This window comes from Streptomyces sp. SCSIO 75703 (assembly GCF_036607905.1).
In the GTDB taxonomy this organism is placed as follows: domain Bacteria; phylum Actinomycetota; class Actinomycetes; order Streptomycetales; family Streptomycetaceae; genus Streptomyces.
This window is the reverse complement of the sequence record NZ_CP144555.1, coordinates 2,753,576-2,772,328: the sequence shown is the minus strand read 5'-3', so window position 1 is coordinate 2,772,328 and position 18,753 is coordinate 2,753,576. Positions and strand designations below refer to the sequence as shown.

Annotated in this window: 14 protein-coding genes; 9 read left to right on the top strand and 5 right to left on the bottom strand. The window is 73.6% G+C overall.

Translation table 11 applies throughout. The features are described from left to right. The first annotated feature begins 16 nt into the window (after positions 1 to 16). Entirely contained in the window at positions 17 to 1,636 is a 1,620-nt protein-coding gene (gene groL / locus VM636_RS11910) for a chaperonin GroEL (protein WP_030420795.1), read from the top strand. Positions 1,637 to 1,766: 130 nt separating this feature from the next. Here the strand turns inward: groL and VM636_RS11905 are convergent, their stop codons facing one another. From VM636_RS11905 to VM636_RS11895, 3 genes are all read right to left on the bottom strand, one after another. Further along, positions 1,767 to 2,222, bottom strand: a complete 456-nt coding sequence (locus tag VM636_RS11905; RefSeq protein ID WP_037858423.1) for a hypothetical protein — start codon at positions 2,220 to 2,222, stop codon at positions 1,767 to 1,769. A 380-nt stretch (positions 2,223 to 2,602) separates the two neighbouring features. After that, positions 2,603 to 3,376, bottom strand: coding sequence for an SDR family oxidoreductase (locus VM636_RS11900; RefSeq protein ID WP_030420793.1), 774 nt, complete (start codon positions 3,374 to 3,376; stop codon positions 2,603 to 2,605). A gap of 96 nt (positions 3,377 to 3,472) precedes the next feature. Beyond that, complete coding sequence (locus VM636_RS11895; protein WP_338484341.1) at positions 3,473 to 4,141, bottom strand: MOSC domain-containing protein; 669 nt, start codon at positions 4,139 to 4,141, stop codon at positions 3,473 to 3,475. A gap of 81 nt (positions 4,142 to 4,222) precedes the next feature. On the opposite strand from VM636_RS11895, the gene VM636_RS11890 reads away from it, so the two are divergent. Further along, a complete protein-coding gene (locus VM636_RS11890) occupies positions 4,223 to 5,140 on the top strand; it encodes a LysR family transcriptional regulator (protein ID WP_030420791.1) in 918 nt (305 codons plus the stop codon). A gap of 173 nt (positions 5,141 to 5,313) precedes the next feature. Here VM636_RS11890 and VM636_RS11885 read toward each other — a convergent pair whose 3' ends face one another. Further along, a complete protein-coding gene (locus VM636_RS11885) occupies positions 5,314 to 5,646 on the bottom strand; it encodes a WhiB family transcriptional regulator (RefSeq protein WP_030420790.1) in 333 nt (110 codons plus the stop codon). Positions 5,647 to 6,022: 376 nt separating this feature from the next. Between VM636_RS11885 and VM636_RS11880 the strand changes: the two genes are divergently transcribed. The 4 genes from VM636_RS11880 to VM636_RS11865 all read left to right on the top strand — a co-directional run bounded on the left by VM636_RS11880 (position 6,023) and on the right by VM636_RS11865 (position 10,527). Then, positions 6,023 to 6,634, top strand: coding sequence for a response regulator transcription factor (locus tag VM636_RS11880; protein WP_003948568.1), 612 nt, complete (start codon positions 6,023 to 6,025; stop codon positions 6,632 to 6,634). Between the two features lie 272 nt (positions 6,635 to 6,906). Beyond that, entirely contained in the window at positions 6,907 to 7,494 is a 588-nt protein-coding gene (locus VM636_RS11875; protein WP_030420789.1) for a sigma-70 family RNA polymerase sigma factor, read from the top strand. A 304-nt stretch (positions 7,495 to 7,798) separates the two neighbouring features. Beyond that, positions 7,799 to 9,304 carry an IMP dehydrogenase gene (gene guaB / locus VM636_RS11870; RefSeq protein WP_030420788.1) on the top strand — a complete coding sequence of 502 codons (1,506 nt, stop codon included), beginning with the start codon at positions 7,799 to 7,801 and terminating at the stop codon, positions 9,302 to 9,304. Between the two features lie 98 nt (positions 9,305 to 9,402). Continuing rightward, on the top strand, positions 9,403 to 10,527 hold the full coding sequence (locus VM636_RS11865; RefSeq protein WP_030420787.1) for a GuaB3 family IMP dehydrogenase-related protein: 1,125 nt from the start codon (positions 9,403 to 9,405) through the stop codon (positions 10,525 to 10,527). Between the two features lie 59 nt (positions 10,528 to 10,586). On the opposite strand, the gene VM636_RS11860 is transcribed toward VM636_RS11865, so the two are convergent. Further along, the gene (locus tag VM636_RS11860) at positions 10,587 to 11,795 is read right to left on the bottom strand and encodes a nucleotide sugar dehydrogenase (protein ID WP_030420786.1); all 1,209 of its coding nucleotides are present in this window, start codon (positions 11,793 to 11,795) and stop codon (positions 10,587 to 10,589) included. Positions 11,796 to 12,081: 286 nt separating this feature from the next. Here VM636_RS11860 and VM636_RS11855 point away from each other — a divergent pair, with 286 nt between their 5' ends. The 3 genes from VM636_RS11855 (at position 12,082) to VM636_RS11845 (ending at position 18,639) form a co-directional block, all read left to right on the top strand. Next, a complete protein-coding gene (locus tag VM636_RS11855; RefSeq protein ID WP_030420785.1) occupies positions 12,082 to 13,788 on the top strand; it encodes a glycerol-3-phosphate dehydrogenase/oxidase in 1,707 nt (568 codons plus the stop codon). 305 nt (positions 13,789 to 14,093) lie between these two features. Further along, complete coding sequence (locus VM636_RS11850; RefSeq protein WP_338484340.1) at positions 14,094 to 16,037, top strand: serine/threonine-protein kinase; 1,944 nt, start codon at positions 14,094 to 14,096, stop codon at positions 16,035 to 16,037. Positions 16,038 to 16,191: 154 nt separating this feature from the next. Then, on the top strand, positions 16,192 to 18,639 hold the full coding sequence (locus VM636_RS11845) for a protein kinase (RefSeq protein ID WP_338484339.1): 2,448 nt from the start codon (positions 16,192 to 16,194) through the stop codon (positions 18,637 to 18,639). Positions 18,640 to 18,753: the final 114 nt, after the last annotated feature.

The window sequence follows — 18,753 nt, the reverse complement described above, 5'->3', positions numbered from 1 at the left end:
GAGGGCTCACGCTCCCATGGCGAAGATCCTGAAGTTCGACGAGGACGCCCGTCGCGCCCTCGAGCGCGGCGTCAACAAGCTCGCCGACACCGTGAAGGTGACGATCGGCCCCAAGGGCCGCAACGTCGTCATCGACAAGAAGTTCGGCGCCCCGACCATCACCAACGACGGCGTCACCATCGCCCGCGAGGTCGAGATCGAGGACCCGTACGAGAACCTCGGCGCCCAGCTGGTGAAGGAGGTGGCGACCAAGACCAACGACATCGCGGGTGACGGTACGACCACCGCGACCGTCCTGGCCCAGGCGCTCGTCCGCGAGGGTCTGAAGAACGTCGCCGCGGGTGCCTCCCCGGCGCTGCTGAAGAAGGGCATCGACGCGGCCGTCGCCGCCGTGGCCGAGGACCTCCTCGCCACCGCGCGTCCGATCGAGGAGAAGTCCGACATCGCCGCCGTCGCCGCGCTGTCCGCCCAGGACCAGCAGGTCGGCGAGCTGATCGCCGAGGCGATGGACAAGGTCGGCAAGGACGGCGTCATCACCGTCGAGGAGTCCAACACCTTCGGCCTGGAGCTGGACTTCACCGAGGGCATGGCCTTCGACAAGGGCTACCTGTCGCCGTACTTCGTGACGGACCAGGAGCGGATGGAAGCGGTCCTGGACGACCCCTACATCCTCATCCACCAGGGCAAGATCGCCTCCATCGCGGACCTGCTGCCGCTGCTGGAGAAGGTCATCCAGGCCAACGCCTCGAAGCCGCTGCTGATCATCGCCGAGGACGTCGAGGGCGAGGCCCTCTCCACCCTCGTCGTGAACAAGATCCGCGGCACCTTCAACGCCGTCGCGGTGAAGGCCCCCGGCTTCGGCGACCGCCGCAAGGCGATGCTCCAGGACATGGCCGTCCTCACGGGCGCCACCGTCATCTCCGAGGAGGTCGGCCTCAAGCTCGACCAGGTCGGCCTGGACGTGCTCGGCACCGCCCGCCGCATCACGGTCACCAAGGACGACACCACGATCGTCGACGGCGCCGGCCAGAAGGCCGACGTCGAGGGCCGCATCGCCCAGATCAAGGCCGAGATCGAGGCCACGGACTCCGACTGGGACCGCGAGAAGCTCCAGGAGCGCCTCGCGAAGCTGGCCGGCGGCGTGTGCGTCATCAAGGTCGGCGCCGCCACCGAGGTGGAGCTGAAGGAGCGCAAGCACCGTCTGGAGGACGCCATCTCCGCGACCCGCGCCGCGGTCGAGGAGGGCATCGTCTCCGGTGGTGGCTCCGCCCTGGTCCACGCCGTCAAGGTGCTGGAGGGCAACCTCGGCAAGTCCGGCGACGAGGCCACCGGTGTGTCGGTCGTCCGCCGCGCCGCCGTCGAGCCGCTGCGCTGGATCGCCGAGAACGCCGGCCTGGAGGGCTACGTCATCGTCTCCAAGGTGGCGGAGCTGGAGAAGGGCAGCGGCTACAACGCCGCCACCGGCGAGTACGGCGACCTGGTCAAGGCCGGCGTCATCGACCCGGTGAAGGTCACGCGCTCCGCCCTGGAGAACGCGGCCTCCATCGCCTCCCTCCTCCTGACGACCGAGACCCTGGTCGTCGAGAAGAAGGAAGAGGAAGAGCCGGCCGCCGCAGGCCACGGCCACGCCCACTGAGCGCCGAGCCGAGTCGATCGAACGGTGCCCAGTGCCCCCGCGGGGGTGCTGGGCACCGTTCGTCGTTCACCTGGCGGTCTCGGGGAGCTTCTCGTAGCGGCTCAGGACCGCGGCCGGCGCACCCCGCGTGTCAACTCGAAAGAGCCGCATCGCTCGACCAGAACGTCGACTTCACGTTCGGCGCCGGCAACTCCCGCTCCGCGTAGTCGGGGCCGCTGGGGCTGCTGGTCGGCTGAGCGACCTCGGACTTCTCCACGCACGGCGTGGTGACACTCAGGTGCGCCTGACCGTTTGGCGCGACCAGGACTTCCAGCTGAAAGCCGTCCTCTGTCGTGAAATGGGCGGCCAGCCCGTTCGGGCTCGTCGCGACAAGACGGTATCCCTTGCCCTTCCAGTGACGTTCCAGCACACCGAGAAAGCTGCCGCGCCGTTCGGCGGAAATGATGGTCATCACGGCGCGGTCGCGGTCCACGTAGCAGTCACCCGGCATCGAGTACCGATGGGTCCACTGGACCGGAGGCGTGATCGCCGCAAACGCCTCGTCCAGGATCCCGTCCGCCCTGTCCGCGGCCTCTTGCAGATTCATTTTCGATCCCCCTTCCTTGCCTGAGGGCGGAGAGCCCGCCATGCCGCATCCAGTGAGAAGCAGCGCCAGCATCGGAACCGCCGCACTCATTCGCCTCATCGGGGCGTCTCCCTCATCACGTATTCCGGATGCCGTGCGACAACGGCCGCGACCAGCGAAGGTCCGGGCGGGGTCCGAAACCTGTGGGTACCGAGAGCCTTGTCGCCGGAGGTGTTCGCCCGGCCGGGCCGACAGCACCGACCCCGGACGCCACATCCGCCCATGTCGTCCTGCCGACGTCCGGCCCCGGCGCGGCCCCGAGCGTCGAGCGGGCGTGGTGACGGTCCCGGGCGTGATCGTCACCCACGCCGCCGGTACGCCGGACGGCCGCGCCGAGTCCCCTACCGCGGCCCGTACTTGCGGCCCGTGCGGGAGGAGAGGCCGCCCAGCAGGCTCCGGGGGACGAGCTTCGTCGCGCCGAGCAGGGCCTTGTAGCGGGGGTCCGGGATGGAGAGGGACTTGCCGCGGGCCAGGTCGTTCAGGGCCTCCGCGACGACCTTGTCGGCGTCCAGCCACATCCAGTTCGGGATGTTGTCCGTGCCCATCCCCGCGCGCTGGTGGAACTCCGTGCGCACGAAGCCGGGGCAGAGCGCCATCAGGCGGACGCCGCTGCCGGCCAGGTCCCGCGCCACGCCCTGGGTGAACTGCACGACCCACGCCTTCGAGGCGCCGTACGTGCCGCGCGGGACGAAGGCCGCGACCGAGGCCACGTTGACCACGCCGCCGCGCCCGCGCTCGCGCATCGTCTCCGCCGCCGCCGAGGTCAGCCGCAGCACCGCCTCGCAGTGCACGGTGAGCATCCTCAGCTCGTCGGCCATGGAGACGTCCAGGAAACGGCCCTTGTTGCCGAAACCGGCGTTGTTGACCAGCAGGTCGACCGGGTGCTTGCGCTCGCGCAGCCGGGCGGCGACCGCCTCGATGCCGTCGTCCGTGGCCAGGTCGGCCACCAGCACCTCCGCCTCGATACCGTGCCGGTCGTGCAGTTCGGTGGCCTGCACCCGCAGCCGTTCGTCGTCCCGGGCCACCAGGACGAGGTCGTGCCCGTCGGCCGCCAGCCGCCGCGCGAACGCGGCACCGATACCCGCCGTCGCACCCGTAATCAATGCCGTTGTCATGCGGCCAGCGTAGTGACCCGGACGCGACGCGTCCGCTTCGCTCACCGGCCCCACGGGCCGTCAGGGGCCGGGGAGCGCTCCCGCGGTGAGGGCGGGTCAGCCCGTGCGCGAACGCACGTACGCGCGCGCCTTCGCCAGGGACTCCGGGTGCAGTGCCTCGCCCGCCGCCAGCAGCCGGGGCAGCAGGTCGCGCTCCGTGGTCACGGCCCGGAACTGGAGGGCGACCGTCACGTCGTGCGCCGGGCGGTGCACGATCTCCACCGGATCGCCCGCCCGGACCTCCCCGGGCTCCACCACCCGCAGGTACGCGCCCGGGGCGCCGCGCCGCATGAACCGCTTCACCCAGCGCGGCTCGCCCAGGTGCCACTGGAAGGTCCGGCACGGTATGCGGCCGCTGGTGACCTCCAGGACCAGGTCCGGCCCGATCCGCCAGCGTTCGCCGATCAGCGCGCCGGAGACGTCGAGGCCGCAGGTGGTGAGGTTCTCGCCGAAGGAGCCGTGCGCCAGGGTGCGGCCCAACTCGGCCTCCCAGGCGTCGAGGTCCTCGCGGGCCACGGCGTAGACGGCCTGGTCGTCGCCGCCGTGGTGCCGCGTGTCGCACACCGCGTCCCCGGCCACGCCGCTCGCGCCGACGCCCTTCGGGCCCGGCGCCGCCACCCGCACCGGGCCGTCGGCCGGCCGCTTGTCGATACCGCTGACCCCGTCGGGGTGGTCGGTGTACGGCACGACCGTCGCGCGCCCCAGGTTGATGGAGAGAAGCCTCATGAGCAGACCGTAAATCATGCTTGATCAAAGCGTCGATGGATTTTTCCGCATCCGCTCAAAGAATGTCTTATCCTCGGGAGAATGATCGAGGCCCGACACCTCCGTGTCCTGCGCGCCGTGGCCGCCACCGGCTCCTTCTCCGCCGCCGGCCGCGAGCTGGGCTGCACCCAGCCCGCCGTCAGCCAGCAGATGAAGGCCCTGGAGACCTCCGTCGGCACCCCCCTGCTGGTGCGCAGCGGACGCGAGATGCGGCTGACCCAGGCCGGCGAGGCCCTGGTGCGGCACGCCGCCGGCATCCTCGCCGGGCTGACCGCGGCCGAGGAGGAGGTCGCCGCCATCGCCGGGCTGCGCGCCGGGCGGGTCCGCCTGGTCTCCTTCCCGAGCGGCAGCTCCACCCTGGTCCCCGCCGCCCTGGCCGCGCTGCGCGCCGCGCACCCCGGGACCCGCGTCTACCTGGAGGAGGCCGAGCCGCCGCGCTCCGTCGAGCTGCTGCGCGAGGGCGACTGCGACATCGCGCTCGCCTTCCGCTACGAGGGGGCGGCCGGTGCCGAGGAGTGGGACGACCTGGTCGTCCGCCCGCTGCTGAGCGACCGGCTGGTGGCCCTCGTGCCCGAGCGGCACCGGCTCGCGCGCGCGGCGGAGGGCTCCCTGGCCATCGGCGAACTCGCCGGCGAGCCGTGGATCGCGGGGTGCCCGCGCTGCCGGGGTCAGCTCGTGGAGGTCTGCGAGGGGGCGGGCTTCACCCCCCGCATCGACTTCGCCACCGACGACTACCCGGCGGTGGCCGGCCTGGTCGGGGCCGGTCTCGGCGTGGCGGTCCTGCCCGAACTGGCCGTGGAGTCCGTACGGCCCCGGGGCGTGTGCGCGGTGGCGCTGGAACCGGCGGTGCGGCGCGAGATCGTCGCGCTCACCCTGACCGACCTCGCCCAGGTGCCGGCGGTCGCGGCGACCCTGGACGAACTGGCCCGCGCGGCGGCCCGCCTGGGCGCGGGGGGCTGATCCGGACCGCGGCGGCGCCGTGCTCCTGATGACGCCGTGCTCCGGATGACGCCGGGCCCGTGATGACGCCGGGCCCGAGGGCGCGCAGGAAAAGGACCCGGGCACACCGCATGTGCCCGGGTCGGACGGTGCTTGCTGGAAAAACGTTCCTTCAGCGGTGTTGCCGCGAGGGGTCAATCGTGTCCGGACGCGTTCGTGCCGGCCGGCGCCGACGCGGCCACCAGCCGGTGGCGTGCCCGTCCCATCAGTTCCTCGCGCTCGTCCTCGGTCAGTCCGCCCCACACGCCGTACGGCTCGCGCACCGCGAGTGCGTGCGCCGCGCACTCCGCGCGTACCGGGCACCTCATGCAGACCTCCTTGGCCGAGTTCTCGCGGGCGCTCCGGGCCGCTCCGCGTTCGCCCTCCGGGTGGAAGAAGAGGGAGCTGTCCACCCCGCGGCACGCGGCGAGGAGCTGCCAGTCCCACAAGTCCGCGTTCGGTCCGGGAAGGCGGGAGAAATCTGCCATGGCGTAACCCCTTGTAGCCGATCTGGGTGGATACGGTGTGCACGACCGTACAACTACGATCTAAGGAGATGAAAATATGACTCATTGCGAATCTAGCCGCAGACACCGCCGAAGTGGAAGAAAATCGGCTAAATGGGGCACTGCTTGTGATGAAACGGCGTGAGTCCGCCGCGCATGTCTGCACCGTGTCCGCGCACTCACGTAGAGTGCCGAAGACGACACACGGCCCCGTAACTCTTTCGGGTGACCATCGTTGAGAGTGCGGAGGCGGTTGAAGGAACAGGACTCGGGCGGGCGTCCGAGACGGTCGACCGCACAGGTGACGATTCGTACCAGCCTGGAGGCTCAACGTGACGCGCATCAGCGGAGGACGGCCATGACTTCCGTCCTCGTCTGCGACGACTCCCCGCTTGCCCGAGAGGCGCTTCGCCGTGCGGTCGCTACCGTGCCCGGCGTCGAACGCGTGACGACGGCCGCCAACGGCGAGGAAGTCCTCCGCCGCTGGGGAGCCGACCGCTCGGACCTGATTCTCATGGACGTCCGCATGCCCGGACTGGGCGGCGTCGAGACCGTCCGCCGGCTGCTGTCGGCCGACCCCGGTGCCCGCATCATCATGCTCACCGTCGCCGAGGACCTGGACGGCGTGGCCCTGGCCGTCGCCGCCGGTGCCCGCGGTTACCTGCACAAGGACGCCTCGCGCGCCGAACTGCGGGCCACCGTCACGCAGGCCCTCGCCGACCCGACCTGGCGGCTCGCCCCGCGCCGCCTGCGCTCCGCCGAGATGGGCGCCGCGCCGACGCTCACGGCGCGCGAGATCCAGGTGCTGGAGGGCATGAGCCACGGCCGCTCCAACGCGGAGATCGGCCGGGAGCTGTTCCTCTCCGAGGACACGGTCAAGACGCACGCCCGGCGGCTGTTCAAGAAGCTCGGCGCCTCGGACCGGGCTCACGCGGTGGCGCTCGGTTTCCGGTGGGGCCTGGTCCGCTAGGTCCCCCGTGCGGTGGAGACCGGACGGTGTCGTGGCGCACCCCGCTTACCGTCAGGTGAGCGGGGGTGACAAGGCGGCCCGCCGGACGCCCGCTGCTCGTTTCGCGGCGGATGGCGCATCCTTGAGGTGTGGAGTTCCTCGGGGACGAGTCGGTCGAGCGGAAGGGGAGGGCGCAGGGGATGATGAGTGCCGGCGCACCTGCTCATAACGCTTCGGTGCACAACAGCGGGCACGGAGCCACGGATCGGAAGGCCGCAAGGCACCATGGACCGATGCGTGACGACGAGGTTGCCGCCGACCGGGGGACGGTCGGCGGGCTCGTGCACCGCGCGGTCGACGGGGACGAACAGGCCACGCACGACCTGCTCGCCCACGTGCATCCGCTGGCCCTGCGCTACTGCCGTACGCGGCTGTCGCGGCTGCCCGGCGACGCCCGGCACTTCGTCGAGGACCTCGCCCAGGAGGTCTGCGTGGCGGTGCTCCTCGCGCTGCCCCGGTACAAGGACACCGGGCGCCCCTTCGAGGCGTTCGTCTTCGCCATCGCCGCCCACAAGGTCGCCGACCTCCAGCGGGCCGCGATGCGGCACCCCGGTTCGACGGCCATCCCCTCCGACGAGATGCCCGAGCGGCCCGACGACTCGCTGGGCCCGGAGGAGCGGGCCCTGCTCAACAGCGACGCGGCCTGGGCGAAGAAGCTCCTCGCCAACCTCCCCGAGAACCAGCGGGAACTGCTCCTGCTGCGCATCGCGGTCGGCCTCACCGCCGAGGAGACGGGGCAGATGTTGGGAATGTCACCCGGTGCCGTGCGGGTCGCCCAGCACCGGGCGCTGAGCCGGCTGCGGGCGCTGGCGGAGCAGTAGACGGCAGGGGCACGCCCGGCGCCGGTCGCGGCGGCGGGGGCCCCGCGCCGCGCTGTCGCGTGTCCGTGCCGCGTCGTCGCGGTCCGCACCCCGCCGTCGCGGTCCGCACCCGCCGCCGTTGTGTCCGCGCCGCACCGTCGTGTCCCGGGACGGGACCCCGTTCCCCTCACCATCCCGCCCCATGCGACCGTACGACGGTGTGAACGTACGAAGTGCGGTCCGGTCCGGCACCGTGGAATGAGACACCTCGCATTCCCGTTAGCATGGACATCCGCACCGATCAAGGCCATTTGGGGAAGGTGTCATGACTGCCAACGTCGACGGAGTGCCCGAGAAATTCGCGACGCTCGGGCTGACCTACGACGACGTGCTGCTGCTGCCGGGCCCGTCGGACATGGCACCCGACGAGATCGACACCGCCTCGTACGTCTCCAAGAACGTGCGGGTGAACATCCCGCTGCTCTCCGCCGCCATGGACAAGGTCACCGAATCGCGCATGGCGATCGCGATGGCCCGCCAGGGCGGCGTCGGCGTCCTGCACCGCAACCTGTCCATCGAGGACCAGGCCAACCAGGTCGACCTGGTGAAGCGGTCCGAGTCGGGCATGGTCGCCGACCCGATCACCATCCACCCCGACGCCACGCTCGGCGACGCGGACGCGCTGTGCGCCAAGTTCCGCATCAGCGGCGTGCCCGTCACCGACGGGTCGGGCCGGCTGCTCGGCATCGTCACCAACCGCGACATGGCCTTCGAGACCGACCGCTCCCGCCGGGTGAGCGAGGTCATGACGCCGATGCCGCTGGTCACCGGCAAGGTCGGCATCTCCGGCGTGGACGCCATGGAGCTGCTGCGCCGCCACAAGATCGAGAAGCTGCCGCTCGTCGACGACCAGGGCGTGCTCAAGGGCCTGATCACCGTCAAGGACTTCGTCAAGGCCGAGCAGTACCCGAACGCCGCCAAGGACGCCCGGGGGCGGCTGCTGGTCGGCGCCGCGGTCGGCGTGGCCGGCGACGCCTTCGACCGGGCCCAGGCGCTGATCGAGGCGGGCGTCGACTTCATCGTCGTCGACACCGCGCACGGCCACTCCCGCCTGGTCGGCGACATGGTCGCCAAGATCAAGTCGAACTCCTCGGGCATCGACGTCATCGGCGGCAACATCGCCACGCGCGACGGCGCCCGGGCGCTCATCGACTCCGGCGTGGACGGCATCAAGGTCGGCGTCGGCCCCGGCTCCATCTGCACCACCCGCGTCGTCGCCGGCATCGGCGTCCCGCAGGTGACGGCGATCTACGAGGCGTCCCTGGCCGCGAAGGAGGCCGGCGTCCCGGTCATCGGCGACGGTGGCCTGCAGTACTCGGGCGACATCGCCAAGGCCCTGGTCGCCGGCGCCGACACGGTGATGCTGGGCTCGCTGCTGGCCGGCTGCGAGGAGTCGCCGGGCGAGCTGCTCTTCATCAACGGCAAGCAGTTCAAGTCGTACCGCGGCATGGGTTCGCTGGGCGCCATGCAGACCCGGGGCGACCGCAAGTCCTTCTCCAAGGACCGGTACTTCCAGGAGGGCGTCGCCTCCGACGAGCAGCTCGTGCCGGAGGGCATCGAGGGCCAGGTGCCCTACCGGGGCCCGCTCTCCTCGGTCGTCCACCAGCTCGTCGGCGGCCTGCGCCAGTCGATGTTCTACGTCGGCGGGCGCACCGTGCCGCAGCTCCAGGAGAACGGCCGCTTCGTGCGGATCACCTCCGCCGGACTGAAGGAGAGCCACCCGCACGACATCCAGATGACCGTCGAGGCGCCGAACTACAGCCGCCAGTAGCCCGGCCGGAGGCGGCCCCGGGGGCAGCCGGGGCCGCCTTCGCCGTGCCCGTCGGCGATACTGGAAGACGCTGCACGCAACAGGGAAAGGCCACAGACGTGACTGAGATCGAGATCGGGCGCGGCAAGCGCGGCCGCCGGGCATACGCGTTCGACGACATCGCCGTCGTCCCCAGCCGCCGTACCCGGGACCCGAAGGAGGTCTCGATCGCCTGGCAGATCGACGCCTACCGCTTCGAGCTGCCCTTCCTGGCCGCCCCGATGGACTCGGTCGTCTCCCCGGCCACCGCCATCCGCATCGGCGAGCTGGGCGGCCTCGGCGTGCTCAACCTCGAAGGTCTCTGGACCCGGTACGAGGACCCGCAGCCGTTGCTCGACGAGATCGCCGAGCTGGACGCCGCGACCGCCACCCGGCGTCTCCAGGAGATCTACGCCGCACCGATCCAGGAGGAGCTGATCGGCCGGCGCCTCAAGGAGGTGCGCGACTCCGGCGTCGTCACCGCCGCCGCGCTCTCCCCGCAGCGCACCGCCCAGTTCTCCAAGGCCGTGGTGGACGCGGGCGTGGACATCTTCGTCATCCGCGGCACCACCGTCTCCGCCGAGCACGTCTCCGGCTCGCACGAGCCGCTCAACCTGAAGCAGTTCATCTACGAACTGGACGTCCCGGTGATCGTCGGCGGCTGCGCCACCTACACGGCCGCCCTGCACCTGATGCGCACCGGCGCGGCCGGTGTCCTCGTCGGCTTCGGCGGCGGCGCCGCGCACACCACCCGCAACGTGCTCGGCATCCAGGTCCCGATGGCGACGGCCGTCGCCGACGTGGCCGCCGCGCGCCGCGACTACATGGACGAGTCCGGCGGCCGGTACGTGCACGTCATCGCGGACGGCGGCGTGGGCTGGTCCGGCGACCTGCCCAAGGCCATCGCCTGCGGCGCCGACTCGGTGATGATGGGCTCGCCCCTCGCGCGTGCCAGCGACGCGCCGGGCAGGGGCAACCACTGGGGCATGGAGGCCGTCAACGAGGAGCTGCCGCGCGGCCAGAAGGTCGACCTCGGCACGGTCGGCACCATCGAGGAGATCCTCACCGGCCCGTCCCACACCCCCGACGGTTCGATGAACTTCTTCGGCGCCCTGCGCCGCGCCATGGCCACCACGGGCTACAGCGAGCTGAAGGAGTTCCAGCGGGTCGAGGTGACGGTCGCGGAGTCCCGCCACCGCCGCTGACCCGTCCCCGCGGTACGCCACCGGGCCCGGAGCGCCACGCTCCGGGCCCGTCGTGCCGTTCAGAGGCGGTGCGCGGCCCCCGTGGGGGTGGCGCCGCGGGTGTCCAGCAGGAGCTGGGCCTTCACCGACAGGCCCTGGAGGTCGTACGTGCGGTGCTGCTGGAGCAGGATCGTGAGGTCGGCGTCGGCGGCGGCCTCGTAGAGCGAGTCGGCGCGCGGGACCGGGTGGCCCGGCAGGCTCCAGGACGGGATGTGCGGGTCGTGGTAGCTGACGGCGGCGCCCAGTTCGCGCAGCCGGGTGGCGATCTCCTGGGCCGGGGTGGCCTGCTGGTCGGGCAGGTCGGCCTTGTAGGTGACGCCGAGGAGCAGGACGCGGGCGCCGCGCGCGGACTTGCCGTGCTCGTTGAGGAGGGCGGCGGCGCGCTGGACGACGTAGCGGGGCATCTGGTCGTTGACCCGCTGGGCCAGCTCCACCAGGCGCAGCCCGCGTGAGGTGCGGCCGGTCAGGTCCTGGGGGGCGGAGTGGCCGCCGACGCCGGGGCCGGGGCGGAACGCCTGGAAGCCGAACGGCTTGGTCTCCGCGCAGCGGATGACGTCCCACAGGTCGACGCCCAGGTCGTGGCAGAGCACGGCCATCTCGTTGACCAGGGCGATGTTCACGTGGCGGAAGTTGCTCTCCAGGAGCTGCACCGTCTCCGCCTCGCGCGTGCCGCGGGCGCGGACCACCCGGTCGGTGAGCCGGCCGTAGAAGGCGGCGGCCGACTCGGTGCAGGCCGGGGTGAGGCCGCCGATGACCTTCGGCGTGTTGGCCGGGGTGAACTCGCGGTTGCCGGGGTCGGCGCGGCTGGGGGAGTAGGCGAGGTGGAAGTCGCGGCCGGCCCGCAGCCGGGAGCCCTTCTCCAGGATCGGGCGCAGGAACTCCTCCGTCGTGCCCGGCTCCACCGGCGACTCCAGGACCACGGTGGTGTGGGGGCGCAGGTGCGCGGCGAGGGTGCGCGCGGCGGCCTCCACCTGGGCGAGGTCCGGGGCGCCGGCCGGTCCGGGCGCGGCCGGCGCGCAGATGACCGCGGTGCGCACCCGGCCCAGCTCGGCCGGGCGGACCGCGGTACGGAAGCCCCCCGCCATCATGCGGCGCACCTCGGCGGGGGTGAGGGGGCCGGGCTCCGGGCCGGTCGTGAGGCCGACGGTGGAGATGCCGGCGGCGACGGCGGCCTGGGCCAGGGGCAGTCCGTACGGGCCGAGTCCGATGACGGCGAGATCTGCGGGCATGACGTGGGCCGTCCTTCCCAGTAGCCGAAGGGGGACAGGTGCGCAAGCCCTGTGGACAGGATGGGCGAGCACAACGTCAGACTAGGAGTAAATATGACCGATATGTGGGATTGGTCGGCCGAGTCTCGGCGAGTGTCGACGCGTCTCACCGGGGAGGGTTGTCCACAGGCGGGCCCCGCGTGGTGGCCGATCACGGACATCCCGGTAAGAATCTGGCCACGGGGGTACCGGGACGCGGGCCGTTTCCGACGGGCGCGGCCGAGGCGACTGACAGCGGGAGGCAGCGGTGAGGACAGCGACACTGGGGCCGGCCGAGCGGGCCGCGTCGCTCGCGGCCATGGCCGAGCGCGAACTGGACGTCCTGGTGGTCGGCGCGGGCGTGGTCGGATCGGGCACCGCGCTCGACGCCGCGACGCGCGGCCTCTCCACCGGACTGGTCGAGGCCCGCGACTGGGCCTCCGGCACCTCCAGCAGGTCCAGCAAGCTCATCCACGGCGGGCTGCGGTACCTGGAGATGCTCGACTTCGCCCTGGTCCGCGAGGCGCTGAAGGAGCGCGGGCTCCTCCTGGGGCGGATCGCCCCGCACCTGGTGCGGCCGGTGCCGTTCCTGTACCCCTTGCGGCACAAGGGCTGGGAGCGGCTGTACGCCGGTTCCGGCGTCGCCCTCTACGACGTCATGTCCATGGCCCGCGGGCACGGCCGGGGCCTGCCCGTGCACCGCCACCTCACCCGCCGGCACGCCCTGCGGGTGGCCCCCGCGCTGCGCAAGGACGCGCTGGTCGGCGCCCTCCAGTACTACGACGCCCAGGTGGACGACGCCCGCTTCACCGCCACGCTGGTGCGCACCGCCGCCTCCTACGGCGCCCGCGTCGCCAACGGGGCCAAGGTCACCGGCTTCCTCCGCGAGGGCGAACGGGTGGTCGGCGCCCGCGTCCGGGACGTCGAGACCGGCGGCGAGTACGAGATCCGCGCCCGGCAGGTGGTCAACGCGACCGGGGTGTGGACCGACGACACCCAGTCCATGGTCGGCGAGCGCGGCCGGTTCCACGTGCGCGCCTCCAAGGGCATCCACCTGGTCGTGCCCAAGGACCGCATCCACTCAGCCACCGGGCTGATCCTGCGCACCGAGACGTCCGTGCTCTTCGTCATCCCCTGGGGCCGGCACTGGATCGTCGGCACCACCGACACCGACTGGGACCTGGACAAGGCTCACCCCGCCGCCTCCAGCGCCGACATCGACTACCTCCTCGACCACGTCAACGAGGTGCTGTCGGTCCCGCTGACCCGCGACGACGTCCAGGGCGTCTACGCGGGGCTGCGCCCCCTGCTGGCGGGCGAGTCGGACGCCACCAGCAAGCTCTCGCGCGAGCACACCGTCGCCCACCCGGTGCCGGGCCTGGTCGTCGTGGCCGGCGGCAAGTACACGACGTACCGGGTGATGGCCAAGGACGCGGTGGACGCCGCCGTGCACGGGCTCGACCTGCGGGTCGCCGACTGCGTCACCGAGGACGTCCCGCTGCTCGGCGCCGAGGGGTACCGGGCCCTGTGGAACGCGCGGGCCCGGATCGCCGCCCGCACCGGGCTGCACGTGGCGCGCGTCGAGCACCTGCTCCACCGGTACGGCGCCCTCGCCGAGGAGGTGCTCGACCTCGTCGCCGACGACCCCTCGCTCGGCGAACCGCTGGCCGCCGCCGACGACTACCTGCGCGCCGAGATCGTCTACGCCGCCTCCCACGAGGGCGCCCGGCACCTGGACGACGTGCTCACCCGGCGCACCCGCATCTCCATCGAGACCTTCGACCGCGGCACCCGCAGCGCCCGCGAGGCCGCCGAGCTGATGGCACCCGTGCTGGGCTGGGACACGGAGCGGCTGGAGCGGGAGGTCCACCACTACGAGAAGCGCGTCGAGGCCGAGCGGGAGTCCCAGCTCCAGCCCGACGACCTCACGGCGGACGCGGCCCGGCTGGGGGCACCGGACATCGTGCCGCACTGAGCCCGCGGACCGGGGGCGGCGGGGGTGCCGGCGAGGCCCGCGGGCCGGGTGCCGGAGGGGCGGCCCCGGCCGCCCGTACCCGCCCGACCCGCCCGCCCGGTCCGCTCGCCCGGTCCGTCCCGTCCGTCCTCGTCCGGCCCGCTTGACGTGCGGTCAATCCCCTGTGCCACCCCGCCTCGTGACGCTCGGGAACCCGCCCGGGCACCCTCCGCCACAGTGCCGCCCGAGGGGCACCCTGGGCGTCGGGCACTTGTCGGGTGAGGGACAATGAAGGCTCTGTCAGGGCGGGTTGCTTGAGGGGACGCATGTCGGAGGCGGAGCGGGCGGGCACATCCCGTCAGGACGAGAGCGCACGTCTCCTCGCCGGGCGGTACCGGCTGGGGGGCGTGCTCGGCCGCGGCGGCATGGGGACGGTGTGGCGGGCCGAGGACGAGACCCTGGGGCGCACCGTCGCCGTCAAAGAGCTGCGGTTCCCGGGCAACATCGACGAGGAGGAGAAGCGGCGCCTGATCACGCGGACGCTGCGCGAGGCCAAGGCGATCGCGCGCATCCGCAACAACAGCGCCGTGACCGTCTTCGACGTGGTCGAGGAGGACGACCGCCCCTGGATCGTGATGGAACTCGTCGAGGGCAAGTCCCTCGCCGAGGTCATCCGCGAGGACGGCCTGCTGGAGCCCCGCCGCGCGGCCGAAGTCGGCCTCGCCATCCTGGACGTGCTGCGCTCCGCGCACCGCGAGGGCATCCTGCACCGTGACGTGAAGCCGTCCAACGTGCTCATCGCCGACGACGGCCGGGTCGTCCTCACCGACTTCGGCATCGCGCAGGTCGAGGGCGACCCCTCCATCACCTCCACCGGCATGCTCGTCGGCGCCCCCTCCTACATCTCCCCGGAGCGGGCGCGCGGCCACAAGCCCGGCCCCGCCGCCGACCTGTGGTCGCTCGGCGGTCTGCTCTACGCCTCGGTCGAGGGCGTCCCCCCGTACGACAAGGGCTCGGCGATCGCCACGCTCACCGCGGTGATGACGGAGACGCTGGAGGAGCCCAGGAACGCCGGTCCGCTGCGCGACGTCATCTACGGTCTGCTCACCAAGGACCCCGCGCTGCGCCTCGACGACGAGGGCGCCCGTGCCCTGCTCACCAAGGTCGTCCACGCCCCCGACGACGGCGGGCGGGAACCGGACGACGCCACCAAGGTCGTGCCGCTGCCCGCCCAGCCCGGACGGCGCGGCGAGGAGGCCGGGGACCGGCTGCGCGGCGCGCTGCGCTCGGTGCGCAAGGCCGCCGCCGTCGGCGCCGGGGCCTCCGGCGCCGCCCGGACCGGCGGCCGTACGGCGACCGCCTCCGCGAGCGCGCCGCCCGCCGCGCCCTCCGCAGGGGCGCCGGCCGCCTCCCCGTCGCTCCCGGGCGCCCGCACCACCGCGCCGGGCGGGCGCAGTTCGGGCTGGCCCGTCGTGCCCCCGCCCGACCTGCCCGCCCCTCCCGTGCGCCGGGCGCCGCTCACCGACGTGGTGTCCCGGCGCACGCTGATCGTCATCGCGGTCGTCGTGGCGCTCGCCGTGCTCGGCACCGTCCTCGCCCTGACCCTCGGCGGCGACGACGAGGGCGGCGGCAAGGGGGCCGACGGCCGCCCCACGGCCTCCGCCACCGCCGGCGGCGACACCAAGCGGGACGACGGCGACGGCGGCCGCACCGGTGGCTCCGCGGCCCCGGCCGGCGGCACCCGGGACGGCGACGGGAACACCGACGCCGCCCAGGGCGGCTCCGAGGCCGCCGGCGACGCGGGCGACGCGGGCGGGGACGACGCGGACGAGGGCGCGGGCGCCGCCGCCACCCACCGGGGCGGCCAGGGCTACTCCATCGGTCTGCCCGAGGGCTGGTCGTACGCCTCCACCGGCTCGGCGGGGGACCGTTTCACCGGCCCCGACGGGCAGAAGCTGCTCGTCGCCTGGACCACCACGCCCAAGGGCGACCCGGTCGCGGACTGGAAGAACCAGGAGCGGTACATGGTCCGCTCCCAGTACCGCAAGGTCCGGATAGAGAAGGTCGACTACCGGGGCTGGAAGGCCGCCGACTGGGAGTTCACCTACACCGAGGGCGGTACCGGCTACCGCACCATCGACCGGGGCTTCGTCGTCGGCGACCGGGCCGGGTACGCGCTCATGTACACCGCCCGGGCCGCCGACTGGGACGGTGACCAGCGCGTGAACACCTGGAAGATCCTCACCGAGACCTTCCGGCCCAAGGACTGACCCGGCCGGCCGGCGCCGGGGGCCGGACCGGAATACCGCATCACCGCTCTGCGGGTTGCCTCCGGCACGTATCGTGAAGGGCCGCGGACCGTGCGCAGCGGGAACGGGCCGCGAGGCGAACGGAATCGACCGCCGATCTGCCGGGGGAGGCAACGTGGACGACTATGCGGGACGGGTACTCGCCGGCCGCTACCGCCTGCCCCTGCCGCCCTCGGACGAGTACGAACTCGCCGAGAGCCGCGCCTTCGACACCTACAGCGGGCAGGAGGTCCTGGTCCGTCAGGTGCCGTTGCCGGAGGTCGTCGAGGCGGAGGTGCTCGACGCGGACGGGCTGCCCGACGGGTTCACCGCCCGCGGCGCACGGCGTCCCGCCCAGCGGCCGCCGGCCGCCGGCGCGGACCCCCGCCGGCCCGCCGACCCCGTGGTGCGCCGCGCCGTCGAGGCCGCGCAGGCCGCCGCCGCGGTCCCCGACCACCCGCGGCTCGACCAGGTCTTCGACGTGTTCGCCGAGGGCGGTTCGCTCTGGATCGTCAGCGAACTCGTCGCCGCCCGGCCGCTCGCCGCGCTCCTCGCCCAGGAGCCCCTGACGCCGTACCGGGCGGCCGAGGTCGCCGCCGACGTCCTCATGGCGCTGCGGGTGCTGCACGCCCACGGCTGGGTCCACCGCAACATCACCGCCCGCACGGTGCTGGTCTGCGACGACGGGCGGGTGATGCTCACCGGCCTCGCCGTCGGCGCGGCCGAGGAGACGCTGTGCGGCTACGACCCCGTCCCCGCCCCCGACGACACCGGCCCCGGCGCCCCGGACACCGGGCCCGGCGCGCTCCCCGCCGCCCCCGCCGGACCCGCCGCCCTCGGGGCGGGCGAGCCTGGACCGGAGGCCGCCCGGCGGGCCGCCATCGAGGCCCGCGACGTCCAGGGGCTGCCCTCGCCCGACGGGCCCCCCGGCCTCCCCGCCGGCTCCGCCCCGCCCTCCGGCACCAGCGGTGACATCCGGGCCGCGCGGGCCGGGGCCATCGCCGCCTACCGGGCCGGGGCCCGCGCCGCCGCCCGCGTCCAGGAGGCACGCGACGGCCACGCCGCCCTGCCCGGCTCCCGCCCCGCCCCCGAGGCCGCCCCGGACGCGCCCGACGCCCCGCCGGGCCGGATCGCCGACCCCTACGGCGTCCGTACGGCCTCCTGGCACGGCGCCGCGCCCCGCGCCTTCGGCGACCCGGCGGCCCCGTCCCCCGCGGGGGACCGCGCCCTGCCGGCGCCGCCCGGCCCGGCGGCCGGGCCCGTGCCGCCCGCCTCGTCCGCCCCGCCCGCCTCGTCCGCCCCGCCCGCCGGACAGTGGGACGAGCCCGCCGCGCACGCCCCCGCCCGCCGCGGCCCCGCCACCGCGCTCGCCGCCGAGCGGGCCCGGCAGGCCCGGATGGCCGTCGTCGGCCCGGTCACCGAACGCTGGGCCCCCGAGCAGGCCGGCCCGGTCCACGAGAACTGGCAACTGGCCGCGCCCATCGGCCCCGCCACCGACCTGTGGGCGCTCGGCGCCCTGCTCTTCCGCGCCGTCCAGGGCCACGCGCCCTACCCGGAGGACGCCACCGCCGAACTGGTGCAGATCGTCTGCTCCGAACCCCCGGCCTTCGCCGAGGAGTGCGGCCCGCTGCGCCCGGTCGTGGAGTCGCTGCTGCGCCAGGACCCCACCGAGCGCATCGACTTCGAGGAACTGAGCGGCTGGCTGCGCTCCCTGGTGCGCTCCGCGCCCGAACCGGAGGCCGGGCTGCACGTCGTCTCCGCGCCGCCCGCCGACGCCGGCCGCCTGCCCATCGTGCGCCGCCGCGGCGAACTGGTGCGCCGGCGCCGGGCCGGGCTCCCCGTCCGCCAGGGACGGCACAAGCGCGACCCGCGCCAGGGCCGTTCCCCGCGCAGCCTCGGCCGGACGCTGCTCGTGCTGATCCTGCTGGCGATGGCCGGCGCGGTCGCCTACGCCGTGTACTTCATGCCGAAGTCCGCGCCGGACACCACCGGCCGGACCGGGACCGTCGGCGAGGTGAGCCCGGCCCCCGCCGACCCCGGCACCGCACCGGACCCGGACGGCTCCCCGCCCGGCGCCGGCTCCTCCGCCTCCTCCGGCACCGCCGAGACCCAGACCACCGCCCCCCGGGCCCCCGAGGGCTTCGCGCTGCGCGAGGACCCCGAGGGCTTCACCGTCCCCGTGCCCGAGGGCTGGACCCGCACCCCCCGCAACGGCAGCGGCCAGGTCGTCTACGCCAAGGGCGACTTCGAGCTGATCATCGTGCCGGGCAGGGACCGCGCCGACCGGTACGGCGACGACCCGATGGTCTACCAGCGCGACGTGGAACGGGAACTGGAGCCCTACCGCGCCTCGAGCTGGGCCACCTCCGGCGGGCTGAAGACCATCGAGGTCGGCGGACGCACCATGGCGGAGGGCCAGTTCACCTGGACCGGCTCCGGCGGCGGCGAACTCTACGTCCGCAACGCCGCCCTGCTCCTCGACGGCCGTTACCACGTCGTCCAGGTGCGCGGTCCGGAGGCGGAGCGCGACGAGGTGACCCGGGTCTACGAACAGGCGTCGGCCGGCTACCGGTTCACCCGCTGAGCGGCCCCGCACCCGGCACCGGAGGGGGCAACCGTCACAGAGCGGTCTCCATGCCACCCCGGACGTTCCCCCGCCGGGGGCCGGTCCCTAGTCTGAGCCTGACAAGAGCATTGC